The sequence below is a fragment of the Sulfurimonas sp. genome (assembly GCF_034005705.1).
GTDB lineage: Bacteria > Campylobacterota > Campylobacteria > Campylobacterales > Sulfurimonadaceae > Sulfurimonas.
Genome location: NZ_JAVEUF010000001.1, coordinates 195,112 through 216,233 on the forward strand (window position 1 = coordinate 195,112; position 21,122 = coordinate 216,233).

The window sequence follows — 21,122 nt, forward strand, 5'->3', positions numbered from 1 at the left end:
GTATGGTTATAAAAGAGGTATAAAAAACAGATATAGGAAGGGGATTTTATGGTAGATGTAGTGCTTTATATTCACATATTGGGGGCGACCGCTTGGATCGGGGGATCATTGTTGTTGTTCGCACTCGGCATACTGCTAAAGGGCAAAGAGGCACAGGAGCAGACATACGAATATCTGGGGCCGCTTTATGGCTATTTTGAAACATTCTGGCTGGTAGTTTTGCTAAGTACTGGAACATTTCTCTTTTTTAATTTTAATCTGATCGATGTTTTGACGCTTGACATTGATGAGTCGAAGCTTGGCTATATGATGAGCCATAAACTATTTTATGTATCGGCTATAACAATATTTACTATCGTTCACATGAGAATCGCTCTAAAGACTCATAAAAATGAGCGTACAATGGTTCAGAAGATCGTGTCGCGCGCAAGCTCTATGATGATATTTCTTTTAAATCTTATAGTGCTTTGGTATGCGATGCAGTTAAGACATATCCTCTCTTAAATAGAGAGAGGTTTAAAAAAGTTTTGTAAATTTCTTTAAAATCTTATATATCTGGCACCCTATGCAGTAGTTAAACGTAACTTCTAAAAATGCGCAGACCAGAAGCACGGCAATGACTAAAACCGCAGCGAGTGCTTCTCCTAAAATAAACATTATAAAAGAGATAAGCACGAACACAAACCCTATCTTGAGGGCAAACTCTTTTGGTCCCGCGTCTATCTCGATTTTTTTAAGCCCTAGCATCTTGGCGATAATCTTTGCGATGTGAAAAAGAGGGCTCGCTTTTTTGTAGTCCAAAGAGCGTACCAGAAAGTCATATAGCAGAAGTGTTAAAAGCCAGAGCTGAGGAGAGACTATAAATATAACCGCTATCGCAGAGACCAAACCTGCCATCACTCTGATTACGTTTTGATCTACTTTTTTAAATATTACAGGACAAGAGCCCATCTGTTTTCCCCTTTATATCGTATAGTTTAAAAATTTGTTTTGATAACTTGAGAGTTCCATAATGCTAATATCAAAAATATCTTTTAGACTCTCCCGCGACTCTTCAAAAAATAGATTCAAAATCGGATGATCGATCTTTGCATCGACTATTTTAAGATCATCTTCAAGAGCGATCAAAATATCCAGGACTTTTATGTTTTTCGGATCGCGGGCGAGTTTATAGCCGCCTTTGGCACCCCTTATGCTCTCTACGATCCCGGCACGCCTCAGTTTCCCCAACAGCTGCTCAAGATAGTTTTGAGGAATATTGGCATTTGCTGCTATCTCTTTTATCTGCATCACAGACTCGCCGTAATGTTTGCTCAGTTCGCAAATAGCGGCAAGACCGTAACTCCCCTTTGTTGATATTAACGGCATTGTTACTCCAGATCTATTTTATCAACACGAAGTATACACTTTTTTAAAAATAATGTAAAGTGATTTACTCGTAATTAAATATAAATTTATTAATTCATTAAATATCCCTATTTATAGGCTTTTATCTATAATCTATACTATTTTAGTAAAGTATAACACAACAAAATCACTTGACTTTGTTTCTGAAACAGATTATACTTTCGTCAAATAATTAAAGATCGGAGAAAAATTAAGATGTCACAGAGTCAATATATAGAAAAAAACTCTCTTTGCAAGAATCAGGCCCGCATGCATGCAGCACTTCTAGTAGCTTTGATGGCTGTTTATATGCTAAGTGCGAATACAGCTGTTTTATATATTTTGGTCTATGACTTCTTAATGAGAATATATATGGCGCCGCATATGAGCCCTATATATTTGATCTCTACTTTTTTAGTCAAGATTACAGGACTAAAGAGAGAGGCTGCGGATGAGAGTGCAAAAGAGTTTGCTTCTCATGTCGGTTTGACACTTCTCTTTGCGGCACTGGGCGCAGAGCTTTTAGGTGAGATGACTATCGCTTATCTGCTGGTCGGATGTTTGAGCATATGGAAAATTGCAGAGGCAACGAAAGATGTCTGTTTTGCGTGCAAGTTTTACGAGCTGCTAAAGAGCAGAAACATTGAGCTGGAATCACTATGAGTTATGTAATAGGTATAGTTTTGGGCTCTGGGGCAGGGAGTAAAGATGCAGGAAAAAGCTTACAGATCGGTTATTAAAACCATCTCATGGAGAACGTTAGGGACGATTGACACAATGGTCATCTCCTATATTATAACGGGCAATCTGGTCATGGCGGCATCCATCGGCTCCATAGAGGTAGTAACGAAGATGATCTTGTACTACTACCACGAGAGAGCGTGGAACAAGATAGATATAGGCAGACATAAAGCGGTTGCCGGTGATTATCATATTTAGAAAAAAGGGATTTTATGAGAGAGAAAGTTCAAAAACTAAACGCAGAGTTTAAACATCTGGATGCAAAAAGCGTCTTAGAGCATTTTTTAAAAGAGTACAGAGGCAAAACCGCGCTATCGTCTAGTTTTGGAGTGGAAGATCAGGTACTAACTGACATGATATTAAAAATAGACGCAAATACCCAGATATTTACGCTCGATACAGGCAGATTACCGCAGCAGACCTATGATGTCATGCATAGAACAAATTTAAAGTATGAGACAAAAATAAGGCTCTACTTCCCAGATAGCAGAGATGTAGAGAGACTCTACCACAAACAGGGGGCTAACGGGTTTTACGACTCAGTAGAGAATAGAAAAGAGTGCTGTTTTGTTAGAAAGATAGCACCTCTTAAAAGAGCCCTCAGCGGAGTTGAGGTCTGGATCACCGGTCTTAGAGCCGAGCAGAGCCCGACACGTGAAGAGATGCAGATGTTGGAGTGGGATGAGGGCAACGGCGTAATAAAACTAAACCCGCTTATTTCGTGGAGCGAGAGCGATGTCTGGAGTTACATCAAAGAAAACGGTGTGCCGTATAATGCCTTGCATAACGAGGGATACCCAAGCATTGGGTGTGAGCCTTGTACGAGAGCGGTTCAAGCGGGTGCAGATATACGAAGCGGCAGATGGTGGTGGGAGAACCCTGAACATAAAGAGTGCGGATTGCACATAAAGGATACAAATTGATAGATACAAAGAGATTGACACATTTAAAACAGCTTGAAGCCGAATCGATCCATATACTTAGAGAGGTGGTTGCGGAGTTTGACAATCCCGTGATGATGTACTCTGTGGGCAAAGATTCGGCGGTTATGCTTCATCTCGCACTCAAAGCTTTTTTCCCTGCAAAACTGCCGTTTCCGCTTCTGCATGTAGATACCAGATGGAAGTTTAGAGAGATGATTGAGTTTCGTGACAAAAGAGCAAAAGATGAGGGGTTTGAGCTTTTAGTTCATACCAACCCTGAGGGCATAGAGATGGATATAAACCCGTTTGTTCACGGTTCGGCTGTTCACACCGACATAATGAAGACTCAGGGGCTAAAACAGGCACTAAACAAGTACAAGTTTGACGCTGTCTTTGGCGGAGCAAGACGCGATGAAGAGAAATCCAGAGCAAAAGAGAGGATCTACTCTTTTAGAGATAAGAACCATAGATGGGACCCTAAAAACCAGAGGCCCGAGCTATGGAGTATCTATAACTCGCGCTTTCACAAGGGAGAGAGCATAAGGATTTTTCCCCTTTCAAACTGGACGGAGCTTGATATCTGGCAATATATCTACCTGGAGCATATCCCGATAGTTCCGCTCTATTTTGCAAAAAAGAGACCCGTAGTTGAGAGAGACGGCGTCAAGATAATGGTCGATGATGAGAGAATGCCAATACATGAGGGCGAAGAGATAAAAGAGGAGACGGTGCGTTTTAGAACTTTAGGGTGTTATCCGCTTACGGGCGCGGTTGAATCAAGCGCAACGACACTGGGCGAGATCATTCAGGAGATGCTCTTAACCAAGACAAGCGAGAGGCAGGGACGTGTTATCGATAACGATTCTGCAGGCTCAATGGAGAAGAAAAAAATAGAGGGGTATTTTTAAGATGTCGGTATTAGAGAGAAAAATAGCAGCGGATATAGAGAGTTATCTAAAAGAGCATGAGAATAAACAACTGCTGAGATTTATTACATGCGGAAGCGTTGATGACGGCAAAAGCACTCTTATCGGGAGGCTTTTACACGACTCGAAGATGATCTTCGAGGATCAGCTCTCAGCCATAAAAAAAGATAGCAAAAAGAGCGGAACGACGGAGGGGGAGTTTGATCTCTCGCTTCTGGTTGACGGTCTGCAGAGCGAGAGGGAGCAGGGTATAACAATCGATGTTGCCTACAGATATTTTACGACGGACAAGCGAAAGTTTATCATCGCAGACACTCCCGGTCATGAGCAGTACACTAGAAATATGGCAACGGGTGCAAGTATGGCGGATCTGGCGATAATCCTCATCGATGCAAGATACGGGATCCAGACTCAGACAAAAAGACACTCTTTTATAGCAAAACTGCTTGGGATAAAGCATATTGTAGTTGCCGTAAATAAAATGGATCTGATGGATTTTTCCGAGGATGTTTATGAAGGTATTAAAAAAGAGTATTTGGCATTTGCAAAGGAGATAGAGTTAAGCGAAGATATTACGCTTATTCCGTTATCTGCACTAAACGGGGATAATGTAGTTGAGCCAAGCCAAAAAACTCCGTGGTACAAAGGCGAGACGCTTCTGCATCTTTTGGAGAATATAGAGATAGCAAACGACAGAGATCTGATTCATTTCAGGATGCCGGTGCAGTATGTAAACAGACCGAATCTGGACTTTAGAGGATACTGCGGGACGATCTCTTCAGGTGTTATAAAGGTAGGAGAGAGCATTACCGTTTTGCCATCAGGCAAGTCTTCAAGAGTCAAAGAGATAGTTACTTATGACGGTAATTTAGAGTATGCCTACGTGCAGCAGGCAGTAACCGTTACGCTTGAAGATGAGATAGATATCAGCCGTGGGGACATCATGGTAAAGAGCGACGAACAGCCCGACAGTGCAGATGCTTTTGATGTAAATATCGTCTGGATGAGCGAAGAGCCGCTGCTTAAACATAAGCAGTATTTTATAAAACGCGCTTCTTCCGTGGTTGTGGGAAGTATTGAGAGCTTTTACTATAAAACGGATGTAAACACGCTTGAACACCAAAGCGCGAATTTGCTAAACCTAAATGAGATAGGGCACGCAAAACTCTCCCTTGAGAGCCATCTTGCGTATGACCCATACATTAAAAACAAGGCAATGGGGAGCTTTATAATCATAGACAGAGTTACAAACAACACTGTCGGGGCCGGGATGATCGTTCAAAAATCTCAAACAGATTCAAAAGCAAAAGCTCATGAATATTCAGAGTTTGAGGTAGAGCTAAATGCACTTGTAAGGAAACATTTTCCGCACTGGGAAGCAAAAGAGATTTTTTAGGAAAAGAGTATGTCAAAAGAGACAAAAGCACAAAGAGTTGAACGAATAAAAAGAGAAAAAGACGGTTTGGACGTTTTAGAGGATATCTACCGCTATGCAAAGAGCGGCGAGGAGATCGACCCCGAAGATATAGACAGATTTAAGTGGTACGGATTGTACACGCAAAACAGAAATCTTCAAGAGAGAGAGGACAGGACGCTCTACTTTATGTTAAGGGTTAAGCTAGAGGGCGGCAGGATGGATTTAAATCAGCTTGAAGCGGCTCTAGAGGTCTCAAAGAGATATGCAAGAGGCACGGCGGACTTTACGACAAGACAGGATCTGCAGTTTCACTTTATCAAAGTAGAGGATCTGCCTGCAATTTTTTCATGTTTGAGCGAGGCGGGGCTTACTACAGCTTTTGCGGCCGGAGATGTTGCCAGAAATGTGGTTACATGCCCCGTAAGTGATGTAGATAAAGAGCGCCTTTATGACGTGGAGGCGATAACCAAAGAGGTTAACGACTACTTTGATGCAAACAGAGAGATATCGAATTTGCCGCGAAAATACAAGGTGGGAATCAGCAGTTGTTCCAAACACTGTGCCTCTCATGAGATCCAGGATCTGAGTTTTAATGCAAAAAAAGACGAAGATGGCAGAGTGCTGTTTGATGTAAGTGTTGGCGGAGGCTTGGCATCAAACAGACGAATAGCTTCTCATTTGGGTTATGTGGAACCGCATCAGGTTTTAGCAGTTGCCAAAGCGGTTACCCAGATATACAGAGACTACGGCAACAGGGAGAATAGAAACAGAGCAAGACTCGGGCATCTGCTCGACGCTCTGGGGGTTGAACAATTTATCGAGATATTGCACTCAAAAGTAGATTTCAGACTTCAACTGGATGACGTGCAAAAATATACTCCTTATGTAAATAGAGAACATTTCGGCATACACAAGAGTATAAAAGAGGGAAGAAGCTATATCGGTTGTGCCATAAACGGTGGAAGAATCGGAGCCGAGGGGTTGAGCGGGCTTATAAAGATAGCTAAAAAATACGGTATTACAAGTATAAGAGCGACAACGGCGCAGAATTTTGTCATTACCGATCTGCCCAGCGAAAATGCCGTCTCTGTGGTAGAAGAGTTAAAAGAGATAGGCATTGACGCAGAGCCGTCACCTTTTAAAGCAAGAACACTCTCCTGTACGGGGATAAATTTTTGTAAATTTGCCGTCTCCGAGACAAAAGATTTGGCAGCAAAACTGGTGGAACATCTCGAGCGTAAATTTCCGTATTTTGAAGAGAGACTCTCTTTTAGCGTTAACGGATGTCCAAACTCATGCGCACATCCACACATAGTAGATATTGGACTTCTTGGTTGTAAAGTAAAACGCGGTGCTGAGAGTGTTTCAGGGTTTGAACTTATTCTGGGGGGAAATCTGGAGGGAGAGCAGAGCAGTTTTGGCAGAAAAACGGGGATAAGATTTGCGGCAGACGATACGTTTGGGGTTGTTGAGAGCATAGTAGAGAGTTATCAGGCAAGCCACTATAAAAACTTTTATGATTATGCTTACGGAATAATTTATGAGTAAAGATATATTCAGACCGCTTCTTACGAGAGATAAAAAAGGTCTTAAAGATGAGATAAAGAAGAATATCATAGGGGTTCATAAAAAGTACTATTTTGATTATACCGCTTCGGGGTTGGCATATAAAGCTATAGAGTCTCGTATGGCAGAGGTGCTTAGGAGTTATGCAAATACGCACTCAAAAGAGGCATCAATGGCAGCAAAAACGGATCTTTTGTACAGAGAAGCACGCAGACATCTAAAGAGCTTTTTAAAGCTTGAACCTGATTTTGCGATACTGCCCTCAGGCTGCGGAGCAACGGCGGCAATAAAAAGGTTTCAGGAGATACTAGGGATATATATCCCCCCTGCAACTCGCAAAAGATTCAAGATTGAAAGCTGCGGCGGATCACGCCCTTTGGTAATAGTAGGACCGTATGAGCACCACTCAAACGAGGTAAGTTACCGCGAAGCGCTCTGTGACATAGTCCGCATCGGATTGGATGATAATGGGGTGGTCGATACAGGGCAGCTTGAGGATGTTTTAAAAAAAAACAGAGATAGAGAGAAGATAGGGGCTTTTTGCATCGCTTCAAATGTAACGGGCATTATCACCCCCTACGAAAAGATCTCTCTGCTCCTTCGCAAATATGGTGCAACAGTCTGTTTTGACGGTGCCGCATCATCTCCGTATATGAATATCCCCTCAACTTTTTATGACGTGATGTTCCTCTCTGGGCATAAACTTATAGGAGGCCCCGGTTCTTGCGGACTTTTGGCTATCAGAAAATCTCTTATCGATGAGAGTATCGCTCCCTCTTTTGCAGGCGGGGGAACGGTCGAATACGTTGACCGCACCTCTCATCAGTTCATTGATGAAAAGGAGTTAAGAGAGGATGCCGGAACATCTCCAATTTTGCAGCTTATCCGCGCCGCATTAGCATATCAGCTTCGCAACGAGATCGGGTTTACGTGGATAAAAAATGAGAAGAACAGACTCCTGAAACATCTCATAGATGGTCTGCTGAAAATTCCAGGCTGCACTATTTACGGAAATATGAGAGAGGAGAATATAGGGATAGTCTCTTTTAATATAGAGGGGGTGGACCCGTATAGCCTATGTTCAAGCATGTCAAGCAAAAACGGTCTGCAGACTCGTGCAGGCTGCTCTTGCGCAGGACCGTACGGGCATGACCTTTTGGGGCTGGAGGATGAGCATGATCTAGATGAGAAACCGGGATGGCTCCGCATCAGTATCCACTTTTCGCAAGAGATCAGCGATATTGATTATCTTCTCGCGGCACTTAATAAAACCATCTGTGAGATTAAGAGCTATTGAATATTTGCAATAGTACAATTTAGCAACAGCTTATATCAAGGGCACAAAATGGTTTATGAATTGTCAAACCCCGTTACAAAAACGTTAATTATGCATCTAAGAGACCAGAGCAGCGACGCGCTTCGCTTTAGACATACTGTAGGCGAACTTACAAAGCAGTTGATGTATGAGGCGTTAAAAGAGCCTGTTTTTACTCAAAAGAGCATAACGACATGGCGCGGCAAAGAGAGTTATGAAGTTATAGATGAGGACAACATTGTGGTCGCAACGGTTCTTCGGGCAGGTATGCCGATGCTTGATAGCGCGGTAGACCTTCTGCCGGGGGTCTCTGCAGGATTTTTGGCGATGAAGAGGGACGAGACCACTCACAAGAGCGTTCTTTACTATGACAGGCTTCCGGATTGCAAGGGCAAAACGGTTATCTTGGTCGACCCGATGGTGGCTACAGGAGGCTCTATGATGGATGCCATAGAGCTTATCAAAAGCAGAGAACCGCTTAAAATTGTTACGCTAAATATAATAGGTTCGCCTGAGGGCTTGGAGAAAGTAAGCAAGGTGTACCCTGAGGTAGACATCTACATAGCGCAGATAGACGAGAGGCTTAACAGCGACAAGTTTATCATTCCCGGGCTTGGGGATGCTGGTGACCGCTCTTACAACACAGTAAAACAGTAGATGACTATAGACCTGCGGGGCAAGAGCTCGAATGAGATTCTGGAGTGTTTTGAAGCTCTGCAAGTAGATGGCGGTGAAGTTGTTGAAGTGGAGATTTTAGAGTCCGATATAGAGAGTATCGGATATAAGTCTTTTGTCGATCTTGCACAGCTATATTTTATGAGGCTTCTCACTCCTATAAAAAAAGATGAGGCGACTACTCTTTTAAGATTTCAAAAGCTGCATATCGAGAGTTCTTTTCATAACTCAGAGGATGAAAGCAGTGAAAAATACGGCACAAAAAGCGACTTTTTTACGATCGATAAAACAAGAGAATTCAGCTTTTTGTACCACTATAAAAAAGCGCTTGAGTTTGTCGGCATAAAAAGCAAAAAGAGGGTTTTAAATCTGGGCGTAAACCGTGGGGATGAGTTTGATGTTATAAAAAATATGCTTACGGATGAGGAGTTTGGTGTTGTCAAGTTTGTCGGCATTGACTACTCTGCCTCGGCGATCGAGTATGCAAAAAAAGAGTTTTCGCAACATGAAAATGTCGAGTTTATCTGCCACGATATAAACGCTCTTAGTGAACTGGAGTTAGGAAGATTTGACCTTATCGTCTCCATAGGTACGCTTCAAAGCTCAAATATCTCTTTTAACTCTACATTTATGTCCATATACCAAAACTACTTGGCAGAGGGCGGCTCAATGGTGCTTGGTTTTCCAAACTGCAGATGGATTGAGGGCGAAATGATCTACGGTGCGAAAGCCCCTAACTACTCATTTAGCGAGCTTGGTCTTGTTCTAAAAGATATACACTTCTGCAAAAAGTATCTACAGCAAAAAAAGTACAGAGCAGTGGTAACGGGGAAGGATTATCTCTTTTTAAGTGCGAGAAAGATCGCAAAATCTTAATTTTCTTTCTTAAGCTATAATTTTGACTCAAAAGACAAAAGGTTTTGCCATGACTCACGACAACATAATTGAGGGAAACGAGCTCTTTCGCAAAAGTTACTTTAAGGCTCATGAAAAGGAGTTTTTGGAGCTTGCTACAAAAGGACAGACTCCAAAAGCGCTCTATATTGGGTGTTCCGATTCAAGAGTAGTGCCCGACTTGATGACAAACAGCGCGCCTGGTGATCTTTTTGTCGTGAGAAACATAGGCAATTTTGTCGCACCCTATAAACCTGATGAGGATTTTCACTCTACCGCTTCGGCTATCGAGTATGCCGTGAGCGTTCTTAAAGTGAAAAACATTATAGTGTGCGGTCACACAAAGTGCGGGGCGATAGAGGCTATCCATAACAAGAGCTGCAGCGATGACCCCGAGCTTGTCCATACAAAAACATGGCTGACCCTTGGCGAGAGCGCAAAGTCGCAAGCGCTTATAGCACTTGGTCCCAACGCAGACAAAACAGCACTTCTTCGTCTGACGGAAAAGCTATCCGTCATCTCCCAGCTTGAAAACCTATTAACATACCCTTCTGTCAAAAAAAGGGTCGATAGCGATGAGGTCTCAATTCACGGCTGGGTTTACGATATCGAGAGCGGAGAGATAGAGTACTATGACCCTGAGATATCGCAGTTTCTGCCGCTTAGTGCTCTTAAAAAAGAGAGCTAGAGCAGGTACTTCTTTATCCAGACACTAAGTACGTAAAGCCCCCAGACATGCTGTTTGAAACTGCCTCTTGAGGCTTTTTGTATATACTCCTCGATAGCATCTTTTTTAAAAATCCCACTCTTGTCGTTTACCTCTCTAATGAGCTCTATTTTTTTGCTCTCTACCAAATACTCCATATATGGGTTGGAGAAACCTTTTTTTCTGCGTGAGAGGATTTTTTCGCCCAGATATGGCTTTGCAATCGATTTTAAGAGTGACTTAGTGGTGCCATCTTCGTAACGCAGCTTTGGATCGATCGAGAATAGAGCGGATGCAAACTTATGGTCTAAAAAAGGGGTGCGCGATTCGATGGAGTGCGCCATGCTCACACGGTCTAGTTTAGCCAAGAAGTGTTCAGCCTGAAAAAGATGCAGGTCAATATAGCTGTACCAGATGCTCTCATCACGGTGTTGTGACTTCTCAAATCTCTCTCTATAGCTCTCTATGTATTTGAGTGATTCGTTATCTCTTACATTTCTTCTTAGAAGCATATTTTTCTGCAGGTCCGTAAAGCTCTCTCCTGTTGTACGAAACAGAAGCGTGTCGTCAAAAACCCTTTTGTACCTCTCCCACTCCCTGTTCATAGAGAAGTTGGAGTGAAAATAGTTGCTGAGCCAGTTTTTGTTTTTAATTTTTGTAAGCGACTGTACGTCCAAAAATTCAAAGTACTGTCTGTATCCCAAAAAGAGCTCATCGCTTCCCTCTCCGCTTAGTACCGTCTTGTAACCATCTTTTTTAATGTGCTCAAAAAGGAGGTATAGCGGGACTGCCGCAGGGTCATTGAGCGGCTCATCAAGCGCATCAAAAGTCTTATCCATAGCATTGACAAAGTCATTTTTGGAGATCTCGATCTCCTGATTTGAGACACCCAAAAATTCCGCGCTCTCTTTTGCATTTTGCCTCTCATCATATTTTGCAAAATTTTTGTAGCCCAGTGTGTAGGTCTGCAGTTTTACTCCGTTTTTTAGGGCAAAGGCGTTTATCAAAGCGCTGTCGATTCCGCCCGAGAGCAGTGATGCCATGGGAACATCCGCATTAAGTCTGATTTTTATAGACTCTTCAAGCAGCTTCTCCAACACAGATACTGCCTCATCTCTGTCCGTTATGAGGTTTGGCTTATTTTCAAGCAGCTCAAAGTAGCGTTTTATTTCGACCTTTTTATCTCTAAAAGTAAGATACTCTCCCGCCGCCAATTTTTTGATGTTTTTAAAAAAGGTAAATGGCGGAGTGGGAGCCAAAAATGAGAGGTAGCTAAGAAGCGCATCCTCATCCATCTCAACTTTTTGCAAAAAGGGCAGAAGCGCTTTTATCTCGGATGCGAATATAAAAGATTTTCCATGCAGGTAAAAGAGCGGTTTTTTGCCGAGTCTGTCGCGAAAGAGGTAGAGAGTCTCATCATCCAGAAGCGCGATCGCAAACATACCGCGCAAGTGCTCTACAAAACCGACTCCCCACTTAAGATACGCCGCTATTATGACCTCGCCCTCACTTTGAGATTTAAAGGCAAACTCATCTTTTAGCTCATCTCTAAGCTCTTTGAAGTTGTATATCTCTCCGTTAAATGAGAGCAGAATCTTATCATGCGAGAGCGGCTGGTTTGAACGTGAATGTGTGTCGATTATGCCAAGACGCTGATGCGCAAAAAAGAGCTCTTCTCTCTCTACTATCCCGCAAAAGTCGGGTCCTCTGTGAGTAAGTCTGCCAAGAGCGGCTTTGGCGACGGTAGCGTCATACTCTCCTAAGATCCCAAAAACAGCACACATCAGATAGCCTCTTTTAGAAAAAGAACGGTTATATCGTCTTGCATATAATCATCTCTAAAAACCACTTTTTTAACTCCAAGATGTTCTGCCATCTGCTCTATCTGCGCGGTTGTGATGTAGTTGTAAGTCTCGCTTTTCTTCTCGCCGTGAAGCACGTTAAATATAAAACCTACTCGGCAGGCGTTAAAACAGTTTTGCACAAAGAGATGCGTCTCAAACTCCTCCAAAACATTCATCGCACCGCTGCAGACATAATAATCTGCCGCAGGGAGAGACTCTTTGCAGATGTCTGCTATGAGTATCTCACACCCTGTCCTTTCGCTTGCGATGGAGTACATATCAGCAAGAGAGTCTATGCCTATATACTCCCTTGGAGCTCTTTTTTTCTTTGTCATATATAGGTACAAGTCTCCAAAACCGCACCCCGCATCTGCAATGCTGTATGAGCTTAGCTTATCCGGAAGCATCTCTAAAATAATATCAAACCTGATCTTTTGAGACTCTTTAGAGTGCCAGTTTACACCTTTTGCGGTAATTCCGTACTTGTCTATGGCTGATGAGTAGAATTTTTGGCTGTCAACGCGGGGCATGGCTTTTCCGTAATATAGTTTTAGAATTATAGTATAAAAAATATTTAGATTGTTTTTTAATTATGTTAGAATGTTGACAATATGTTATAAGGAATTATTATGAGTCACATGTACAATCTTGCGATTATAGGTGCAGGTCCCGCGGGAATTGCAACGGCGGTTGAGAGTTATCTCTTGGGCATAAGAGACATCATTTTGCTTGAAAAGGATGAAAATCACAACTCCACCATACGTAAATATTACAAAGATAACAAAAGGGTAGACAAGGATTGGAAGGGTCAAAAAGTGGAGCTTGACGGCAGGATATACTTTGTTGACGGTACAAAAGAGACAACTCTTGATTTTTTTGACAAGATATTGGTTAACCACTCTGTCGAACTTAAAACCCATACGGAAGTTCAAAAGATAGAAAAAAGAGATGGTTACTTTGAGGTTTTCATCGCAGGCGGCAGCATAACGGCAAAGTATGTAGTTGTAACGATAGGCAGAATGGGAAAACCAAATAAGCCGGACTATAAGATACCGCCGGAGATAAAAAGCAGAGTAGGCTTTACGTTAGACGGCTGCGTTGGCGGCGAGAAGGTGTTGGTTGTCGGCGGCGGGGACAGCGCGATCGAGTACGCGGTTGATCTGAGTGCAAAAAATGAGGTGACTATCTGCTACAGAAGAGAGACATTTAGACGTGCCAACCCTACGAACCAGCGTGATATCGCAAACGCAATTTCGCATAAAGAGGTCGAACCCATTTTAGGGATAGATATCGTCTCGTTAGAGAGTGATGAGGGCAGGGTCAAAGTCATCTTTAACGATATTGAGCCGCAAACTTTTGACAGAGTTATTTATGCCATCGGCGGTACTACTCCAAGCGCATTTTTGGCAAGTTCGGGCATAAAAGAGGAGGATGGCAAACCTGTTCATGACGAGAATTATGAGACAAATATCAAAGGACTTTTTGTCGCCGGCGATATAACACAGGAGTCGGGAGGCAGCATAGCTCTTGGGCTCAACCACGGCTATGCGATCGCATGCCATATACAGGAGCAAGAGGGGTAGTTACTCCAGTTCTAGCTCTTCAAATAGCTCTAAAAACTCTGCTTTGCCCATAAAACCCATTCTCTCATAGTCTGACTTCTCGTCTTTTGGGTCTATAATGTAGGTTGTAGGCACTATGGGAGTGTTGAGGTATGGCGGAAATCCTCCATCATTTTTGTTAAGAATAAGGGGGATATAGCTCCTCTTTATAAGTTCATCTATAGTTTTATCCGAGAGTGTGGTTTTTTCAAACCTTATGCACCAAGGGCAGTTGTTCGTGATCATAACTACCAAAAGCTCTTTATTTTCATCTTTTGCTTTTTTAAGTGCCTTTTGGTAGTTTGTCTCATAGCCCATCTCTTTGGCAAACTCTTTGTAGCTTTGCGCAGAGGCTATTAAAAAGGTAAGTAAAAGTGCTAGCAGAGTTTTCATAGACTACCCCTTTTATATTGGGTTGGCAAAATTATCAAGCAGACTCTATGCCTTTTTTTACTTTATAGTTGTTTATCAGCTTGATAACGATCATTATAGCAATTGCTTGGAAAAGCGAAGCTAAAATAAGTGCGTAGTAGTGAAGTTCATCTATACTGTTCGCGTGATAGGCAAGAGTCGCCATAGCGATAAGAAGTGTAAGCGGCATGGAGTGTGAGAGTCCCATAAGGATCGCATCCACAAAACCCAGGTCCTTGATAAAGACCAATGAAGCCGCCAGCCTCATAAGCGTCATAGCGAGCGTTATAAAGAGCGCTTTTGTTATAAGCCCCTCCATAAAGAGCATCTCCAGATTAAAAGAGCTTCCGATATGAATAAAAAATATGGGTACTAAAAAACCAAAGCCGAAGGAGGCGAGTTTTTCTGGAAGCTCATGCTTGTGTTCAAAAAAGGTAGGGATGAATATCCCCGCCAAAAATGCACCAAAGGCGAGTTCAAGATCAAGATAGAGCATCGCGCCTACAAGAAGGAAAAATATCCCCATAGAGAGTCTGATATCCTGTTCCTTGTTGTCGTTATGGGGCATAAGAGATGTAGAGACCTGTGGAAACCACCAAAAGAGAAGCTCCATAGCGCGAAAGAGCAAAAACATAAAGAGCAAAAAGAGCGCAAGTGCAAATACGGTCTTGATAAGTCCCATTCCCAGACCGGACTGCAGAGCCGCAGAAGTGAGGGTCAAAAAACCGATGCTTACTATCTCGCCGATTGCCCCGGCAGTCATCGAGAGTGAGAGCCAAGGAGTTTTGCCGTACTCTTTTGAGAGCGTAGCAATAAGCCCGACCGATATAAGCGGCATAAGCACCATAAATATCTTTCCAAGATCAAGATAGAGAGAGAGGGCGATAGAGAATGCGTATAAGATGGCAAGATAGATAATGATCTTTTTCATCAGCTCTCTTGGCGTCTTAAGTGTGTTTTTTAGATTGATCTCCGTTCCGGCTATAAACATCAGGTACAAAAATCCAAGCTCTGCGACTATCGCAAAAAGGTGCTCCTCATGCAAAAAGCCGATATATGCGAATATGGCTCCAAAGATGATCTCGATAGGGGTGGTCGGAAGTTTTAGAAGCTTCGCAAAGAACGGCGAAAAGATGATTATCAGAGAGATCGTCACTACAAGCAAGACGTTTTCATGCATGGTTCTATCTCACAGCTTTTGCAATTTTAAGACCGAGCGATCTTAGCATATCGAGATCTTTGTTCATCTCGCGTCCGTTTGTTGTAAGGTAGTTTCCTATGACTATGGAGTTCGCCCCGTGTGAAAAAATCTCGTTTTGTCTCTCTCCAAACATAAGCTCTCTGCCTCCGGCGATCATAATACGCTCTGCGTCAGGGATCATCTCTCTTGTGAGTTTTACCAAAGAGAGAGCTTCATCTACGCTTAGCGGGTTGGGTCTGAGCTCCAACGCTTCGTTGTGGTGGTAGAAGTTTATAGGTACTGATGTCGGGTTCAGTGATTTTAAAGACTCAAGCATCGAGACTCTATCCTGCTGGCTCTCTCCAAGTCCGAAAATCCCTCCGCTGATAAGAACCAGACCTGCTTCATTTACGTTTTTGCAAGTCTCATAACGCTCATCCCAAGAGTGGGTCGTGCAGATCTGAGGGTAGAACTCTTTTGAGGTCTCCAGGTTGTGGTTATAGGCTTTTATACCAGCTTTTTTGAGGGTAAGAAGCTGTTCAAGCGTTGCCGTGCCGTTGCATGCTATCAGTCTGAGCTTCGGTACCTCTTTTGTTAATATCTCGGCGATTGAGCAGACAAAAGAGAGCGTTTTTTCATTGAGCCCTTTGTCTGCCGTTACGAGACAAAAGCCTAACGCGCCGTTTTGCTCGGCAGTTCTTGCCTCTTTTAAAATAAGCTCTATATCTTTTTGTTTGTATCTATCTATGTCCGCTTTGTAGCGTACGCTTTGAGAGCAAAACTTGCAATCTTCATTGCAGGTACCGCTGTTTATGTTGCAGATGGAGCATAGAAATATCTCTTTATTCATTGTTTTTCTCTTATATAGTTAAACTCTTCTTTTTTTATCTCATCACTCTTGTTTGCCCTTGTATATCTTGTAACCACAAACTCGTCATCTTTGATCTCAAGCATCGCCCACTCCGAGAGAGGCTTGTTTCTCGCACAGACCTCCCCGGAATTTAAAAAGAGGGTATTGCCTGTAAACTCTACGGAGAACTCGTGAGTATGTGCAAATATTACGACATCTGTATCTGGGGTCATATAAAAAGGTAGATGCATAAGTTTGAATGTCGTGTTTGAGAGTTTAAAGTAGTACGGCTCTTGAACGAGATTGAACTGATTGTGAAACTGGGAGAGATGAGCATCATTGTTTCCGTAGACCGCTTCGTATCTCAAACCGCTCTCTTTTAGGAGGTGAAGAACCTCCACATCTACAATATCGCCGGCATGCAGCATAAACTCTGCACCGTCTTTTATGAGGGTATCGATCGCTCTTTTGGCTTTTTTCACCTTCGTGTGCGTGTCTGCAATGATACCTATTTTCATACTCGTCTCTACTCTATATCTTCTATCGGTGTTCTGGTTTTACACTTTATACACTCGTAAACCTCTTTGCCTCTGTATGTTCTTCTTGCTAAAGCGCCGTTGCAGCCCTTTTCTTTACATTTTATGGTTGTAGGCTCGAACTTGGAGATAAAGGTACATTTAGGGTAGTTCTCACATCCCCAGAATGGACCGCGTCTGGAGTTTTTAAGGCTTATTTTCCCGCCGCATTCAGGACACGGTGTCTCGCTTACTTTCTCCTCTACGTTTATGCTTTTCGTGTTCTTACAATCCGGATATCCGCTGCATGCTAAAAATGGACCGTTTCTGCCGGTTTTGACAACCATCTCTTTGCCGCATTTATCGCATATCTCGTTGCTTGATTCAGAGTTTGACTTCTCCTTCTCCTCTTTTTCGCCCTCAACCTGTTCTGTATATTTACACTTTGGAAAGCCGCTGCACGCGATGAACTCTCCAAATCTTCCCGAGCGCAGAAGCAGCTCTTCACCGCATTTTGGACAAGCGCGGCCTAACGGTTTTGCAACTTTTAGCGAGACTATCTTCTCTTTACCCTCTTTTACCTTCTCGTCAAACTCAAAGTAGAAATCACTTAGCAGTTTCTGCCAGTCGTTCTCTCCCTCTGCTATCTCATCTAGCTTCTCTTCCATATTTGCCGTAAAAGATACATCGACAATATTTGGGAAGTGTTTTTCAAGTATTTCAGTTACCGTAAATGCCATATCTGTCGGGATTATCTGCTTTTTCTCAATGGTCACGTATGTTCTGTTGCTAAGAGTGGCAATGGTCGGAGCGTAAGTTGAAGGACGACCGATCCCCTCGCTCTCAAGCTTTTTGATAAGTGCCGCTTCGGAGTAGCGCGCAGGTGGTTCGGTAAAGTGCTGCTCCTGTTTTATTTTTTGTATTTCAGCATTTTCGCCCTCTTTGAGTGCAGGTAGAAGTTTGTCTTTGTCTTCCGCTCCTGTTAGTGCATAAAAACCGTCGAAAATAAGCTTTCGCCCACTAGCTCTGTATTCGTTCTCTTTTCCGCTAAAGATGATGCTCTGCTGCTCAAAAAGCGCGTCGTTCATCTGACAAGCCATAAATCTCTCATAGATAAGACGGTAGAGTTTTATCTCGTCAGGTTTTAGGAATGATGCCGCGACCTCCGGAGTAAATTGAAGCATTGTCGGGCGGATAGCTTCGTGAGCCTCTTGCGCGCCTTTTGCCTTTTTAGTATAGACCTTAGGCTCTTTAGGGAGATATTTTTTGCCGAACCTGCTCTCAATTACACCGCGAACAGCGCTAACCGCTTCGGCAGCCAAGTTAAGAGAGTCTGTTCTCATATATGTAATTACACCGCTTGTTCCGCTTGGAGTCTTAACGCCTTCATAGAGAGCTTGTGCGACCATCATGGTCTTTTTGGGAGTAAATCCGAGTTTGCTTGAAGCCGTCTGCTGAAGCGTTGATGTCATGAACGGCGGAGGAGTCGCACTCTTTCTCTCTTTGGTCTCTATCTTTGAGATGACGAACGAGTCCGCTTTTACACTCTCTACGATCGCATCTGCTTGAGCCTTGTTGGTTATAGAGAGCTTTGATAGTTTGTTTTGTTTGTGTTGTGTGAGCGTAGCCTCTATATCTTTTTTAAAGAGGGTGTCTATGGTCCAGAACTCTTCAGGTACAAACGCTCTTATCTCTCTTTCGCGGTCTACGACAAGCTTTAGCGTTGAGGATTGAACACGGCCTGCAGAGAGTCCTTTTTGTATCTTTGAACTAAGAAGCGGCGAGAGTTTGTAGCCCACGACACGGTCTAGTATGCGGCGTGCCTGCTGAGCATTTACCATATCCATATCTATTTTGCGGGCATTCTCCAGTGCGTGGTTGATAGCGGTTTTGGTTATCTCATGAAAAACTATTCTAGGAAGTGTATCGGGGTCTCTTTTGATCGCATGCGCTATATGCCATCCTATTGCCTCACCCTCGCGGTCCTCATCGGTCGCGATGTATATCGTATCACTCTTTTTTGCCAAAGCGTTTATCTCTTTAACCGTTGCGGCGTTCTCTTTTGCGACGCTGTAAGCCGGTATGAGATGGTTCTGTTCATCCACGCTGATCCCAAAACGTGATTTTGGAAGGTCTCTTATGTGGCCTTTAGAAGCGATGACCTCATAATCTTTGCCGAGGAAGTTTTTTATGGTCTTGGCTTTAGCGGGTGATTCGACGATAATTAAGTTCAAATAGTTTTCCTATTGCGCTATACATTATATATAGTATAGTTATTTTTAAGTCTGGAAGTGTAGCAAAAAAAGTATAAATTGTAAAAATAGTATCTTTTTAAAAAAATTTCATAAATTTATTAAAGTTATTTTTTTTGCTGTCGATCTAGTTAACATCAAGGCAAGGAAGCCGAGATAAAAATTTAACTGGGGCGTAAGGCTCTACCCGAAAAGGATTTATTATGGGATTTAGAATTAACACAAACATCGGTGCGATGGACGCACACAGAAATGCTACAATGAACAATGTTGGACTTGATAAAAGTCTTAAGTCTTTAAGTTCAGGTCTTCGTATCAACACTTCTGCTGACGATGCTTCTGGTCTTGCTATTGCAAACTCACTAAAAGCTCAGGCTTCTGGTCTTGGACAAGCTATTAGCAATGCTAATGACGGTATCGGTGTTACTCAAACTGCTGACGGTGCGCTTGATGAATATACAAATATCATCAACACTGTAAGAACCAAAGCTATTCAGGCTGCGTCTGATGGTCAAAATGCTGATTCTCGTATGGCGATCCAGAGAGATATTAGCAAGCTTTTAGAAGCTGCAGATTCGATAGCAAAAACAACTCAGTTTAATGGTCAGGCTCTTCTTGATGGTTCGTTTATGGATAAAAACTTCCAAGTTGGCGCATATGCGAATGAAACTGTTGGTGTATCTATAGATAGTACTCGTACTGCAACTCTTGGTCAGTTCGCACTTAAAGAGGGTACAGCTGTTACGTCTGATGCTTTTGGTGCTGCTGACTTTACTGTAAACGGTGTTGCTACTACGGCATCTGTTGCAGGTACTGATACTAACATCAATGCTCTTGCTCAGACTGCGGATTCAGCTAGACAAAAAGCTGAGATTATAAACAGTATCTCAAGCACAACAGGTGTTACTGCAGATGCAAACACTGAACTTGTTGGTGGAGCAGGTGTTGCAGGTGGAACTATAACAGCTGGAAGCGTATTTGTAAACGGTGTAGATTTGGGTGAGGTTACTTTCTCTGCAAATGACTCTTCTGGAACATTGGCTGCTGCATTTAACCGTATCTCAAACGAGACCGGTGTTACTGCTACTATCGTTGATGGTGGTAAACTTCAGTTAACATCTGCTGATGGAAACAATGTCACGCTTTCAACTACTGCAGCTGGTACAACAGTGGCTGCTGCAGCTGATACTGCAAAGATGTTTGGTGCTGGTAGTACTGTTGAGTTAAACGGTGCTGCTGCTGCTGCTCTAGCTGTGGTTTCTCGCGGTACTATAGAGCTTGAATCTGACAATGCGATCACTATCGGTGGTGGTGCAGAGGCAGCTGGTGGTTTTACGGCTACTACTTATTCAGTAGGAAATGCGATATCTTCATCTGATGTTACGACATACGATGCTGCGCAGCTTACAATAAAAAAAGCTGACCATGCTTTAGCACAGCTTGATAGAATTCGTTCTAACATCGGTTCTACTCAGAATCAGTTAGAGTCAACTATCAGAAACATCTCTGTAACTCAGGTAAACGTTACGGCGGCAGAGAGCCAGATCCGTGATGTTGACTTTGCTGCAGAGTCTGCTAAATTTGCAAAACACAACATTCTTGCTCAGTCTGGCGCTTACGCTATGAGTCAAGCAAATGCTGTTCAACAAAATGTGCTTAGATTACTTCAGTAATCTAAATTAAGTAGCCTTTGGCTACGAGCACATTTCTTTAGAAAACGTATTGAGACTGCTTCAGTAGTTTTAATTCTTCTTATCTTACGAAGCAAGCAGGTTTATTTGCTTGCTTCGTTCTTCAATTTTTCTTTTTAAACTCTCTTTCATTTACTCTTTAACTTTTTGCTAACAACAATAAACTCACAAAAGCTCTCATTAACATTTAAATAGCTAAAATAAATTTATTCGTCATATTTGAGGAGCG

The 21,122-nt window shown here is 42.7% G+C and carries 22 protein-coding genes; 13 read left to right on the top strand and 9 right to left on the bottom strand.

What is annotated here, in order from left to right; genetic code table 11:
• The first annotated feature begins 48 nt into the window (after positions 1 to 48).
• Entirely contained in the window at positions 49 to 504 is a 456-nt protein-coding gene (locus RBR61_RS00955; RefSeq protein ID WP_320341645.1) for a hypothetical protein, read from the top strand.
• 12 nt (positions 505 to 516) lie between these two features.
• On the opposite strand, the gene RBR61_RS00960 is transcribed toward RBR61_RS00955, so the two are convergent.
• Positions 517 to 951 (bottom strand): DUF4395 domain-containing protein, encoded by a 435-nt coding sequence (locus tag RBR61_RS00960; RefSeq protein WP_320341646.1) that lies wholly within the window; start codon positions 949 to 951, stop codon positions 517 to 519.
• 12 nt (positions 952 to 963) lie between these two features.
• Positions 964 to 1,368: an Rrf2 family transcriptional regulator gene (locus RBR61_RS00965; RefSeq protein WP_320341647.1), complete on the bottom strand. Its 405-nt coding sequence runs from the start codon at positions 1,366 to 1,368 to the stop codon at positions 964 to 966.
• 234 nt (positions 1,369 to 1,602) lie between these two features.
• On the opposite strand from RBR61_RS00965, the gene RBR61_RS00970 reads away from it, so the two are divergent.
• Genes RBR61_RS00970 through RBR61_RS01015 form a run of 10 tightly spaced genes read left to right on the top strand, consistent with a single transcriptional unit; the run spans position 1,603 to position 10,531 of the window.
• Positions 1,603 to 2,049 (top strand): DUF4395 domain-containing protein, encoded by a 447-nt coding sequence (locus RBR61_RS00970; protein WP_320341648.1) that lies wholly within the window; start codon positions 1,603 to 1,605, stop codon positions 2,047 to 2,049.
• Between the two features lie 45 nt (positions 2,050 to 2,094).
• The gene (locus tag RBR61_RS00975) at positions 2,095 to 2,325 is read left to right on the top strand and encodes a DUF2061 domain-containing protein (protein ID WP_320341649.1); all 231 of its coding nucleotides are present in this window, start codon (positions 2,095 to 2,097) and stop codon (positions 2,323 to 2,325) included.
• A gap of 14 nt (positions 2,326 to 2,339) precedes the next feature.
• Complete coding sequence (locus tag RBR61_RS00980) at positions 2,340 to 3,050, top strand: phosphoadenylyl-sulfate reductase (RefSeq protein WP_320341650.1); 711 nt, start codon at positions 2,340 to 2,342, stop codon at positions 3,048 to 3,050.
• The gene (cysD, locus tag RBR61_RS00985) at positions 3,047 to 3,958 is read left to right on the top strand and encodes a sulfate adenylyltransferase subunit CysD (RefSeq protein ID WP_320341651.1); all 912 of its coding nucleotides are present in this window, start codon (positions 3,047 to 3,049) and stop codon (positions 3,956 to 3,958) included. The genes RBR61_RS00980 and cysD overlap by 4 nt, the downstream gene beginning before the upstream one ends.
• 1 nt (position 3,959) lies before the next feature.
• Positions 3,960 to 5,372: a sulfate adenylyltransferase subunit CysN gene (gene cysN / locus RBR61_RS00990; protein WP_320341652.1), complete on the top strand. Its 1,413-nt coding sequence runs from the start codon at positions 3,960 to 3,962 to the stop codon at positions 5,370 to 5,372.
• A 9-nt stretch (positions 5,373 to 5,381) separates the two neighbouring features.
• Complete coding sequence (locus RBR61_RS00995) at positions 5,382 to 6,941, top strand: nitrite/sulfite reductase (protein WP_320341653.1); 1,560 nt, start codon at positions 5,382 to 5,384, stop codon at positions 6,939 to 6,941.
• Entirely contained in the window at positions 6,934 to 8,256 is a 1,323-nt protein-coding gene (locus RBR61_RS01000) for an aminotransferase class V-fold PLP-dependent enzyme (protein ID WP_320341654.1), read from the top strand. Before RBR61_RS00995 ends, RBR61_RS01000 begins: the two co-directional genes overlap by 8 nt.
• 48 nt (positions 8,257 to 8,304) lie before the next feature.
• Entirely contained in the window at positions 8,305 to 8,931 is a 627-nt protein-coding gene (gene upp, locus RBR61_RS01005; RefSeq protein WP_320341655.1) for a uracil phosphoribosyltransferase, read from the top strand.
• Complete coding sequence (locus tag RBR61_RS01010) at positions 8,932 to 9,825, top strand: methyltransferase domain-containing protein (RefSeq protein ID WP_320341656.1); 894 nt, start codon at positions 8,932 to 8,934, stop codon at positions 9,823 to 9,825.
• Between the two features lie 49 nt (positions 9,826 to 9,874).
• Entirely contained in the window at positions 9,875 to 10,531 is a 657-nt protein-coding gene (locus RBR61_RS01015; RefSeq protein WP_320341657.1) for a carbonic anhydrase, read from the top strand.
• Here RBR61_RS01015 and asnB read toward each other — a convergent pair.
• On the bottom strand, positions 10,528 to 12,333 hold the full coding sequence (gene asnB / locus RBR61_RS01020) for an asparagine synthase (glutamine-hydrolyzing) (RefSeq protein WP_320341658.1): 1,806 nt from the start codon (positions 12,331 to 12,333) through the stop codon (positions 10,528 to 10,530). The two genes, RBR61_RS01015 and asnB, sit on opposite strands and share 4 nt — an antisense overlap.
• A complete protein-coding gene (locus RBR61_RS01025; protein ID WP_320341659.1) occupies positions 12,333 to 12,923 on the bottom strand; it encodes a class I SAM-dependent methyltransferase in 591 nt (196 codons plus the stop codon). The genes asnB and RBR61_RS01025 overlap by 1 nt, the downstream gene beginning before the upstream one ends.
• 99 nt (positions 12,924 to 13,022) lie before the next feature.
• On the opposite strand from RBR61_RS01025, the gene RBR61_RS01030 reads away from it, so the two are divergent.
• Entirely contained in the window at positions 13,023 to 13,976 is a 954-nt protein-coding gene (locus RBR61_RS01030; RefSeq protein WP_320341660.1) for an NAD(P)-binding domain-containing protein, read from the top strand.
• Here the strand turns inward: RBR61_RS01030 and RBR61_RS01035 are convergent, their stop codons facing one another.
• From RBR61_RS01035 to topA, 5 genes are read right to left on the bottom strand one after another with little or no spacing between them, the layout of a single operon-like run.
• Positions 13,977 to 14,387, bottom strand: coding sequence for a thioredoxin family protein (locus RBR61_RS01035; protein WP_320341661.1), 411 nt, complete (start codon positions 14,385 to 14,387; stop codon positions 13,977 to 13,979).
• A gap of 34 nt (positions 14,388 to 14,421) precedes the next feature.
• Positions 14,422 to 15,585: a cation:proton antiporter gene (locus RBR61_RS01040; RefSeq protein WP_320341662.1), complete on the bottom strand. Its 1,164-nt coding sequence runs from the start codon at positions 15,583 to 15,585 to the stop codon at positions 14,422 to 14,424.
• A gap of 4 nt (positions 15,586 to 15,589) precedes the next feature.
• A complete protein-coding gene (locus tag RBR61_RS01045) occupies positions 15,590 to 16,435 on the bottom strand; it encodes a biotin synthase (protein WP_320341663.1) in 846 nt (281 codons plus the stop codon).
• A complete protein-coding gene (locus RBR61_RS01050; protein WP_320341664.1) occupies positions 16,432 to 16,953 on the bottom strand; it encodes a metallophosphoesterase family protein in 522 nt (173 codons plus the stop codon). The genes RBR61_RS01045 and RBR61_RS01050 overlap by 4 nt, the downstream gene beginning before the upstream one ends.
• An 8-nt stretch (positions 16,954 to 16,961) precedes the next feature.
• The gene (gene topA, locus RBR61_RS01055; RefSeq protein ID WP_320341665.1) at positions 16,962 to 19,184 is read right to left on the bottom strand and encodes a type I DNA topoisomerase; all 2,223 of its coding nucleotides are present in this window, start codon (positions 19,182 to 19,184) and stop codon (positions 16,962 to 16,964) included.
• A gap of 221 nt (positions 19,185 to 19,405) precedes the next feature.
• Between topA and RBR61_RS01060 the strand changes: the two genes are divergently transcribed.
• Positions 19,406 to 20,875 (top strand): flagellin, encoded by a 1,470-nt coding sequence (locus RBR61_RS01060; RefSeq protein ID WP_320341666.1) that lies wholly within the window; start codon positions 19,406 to 19,408, stop codon positions 20,873 to 20,875.
• Positions 20,876 to 21,122 lie beyond the last annotated feature (247 nt).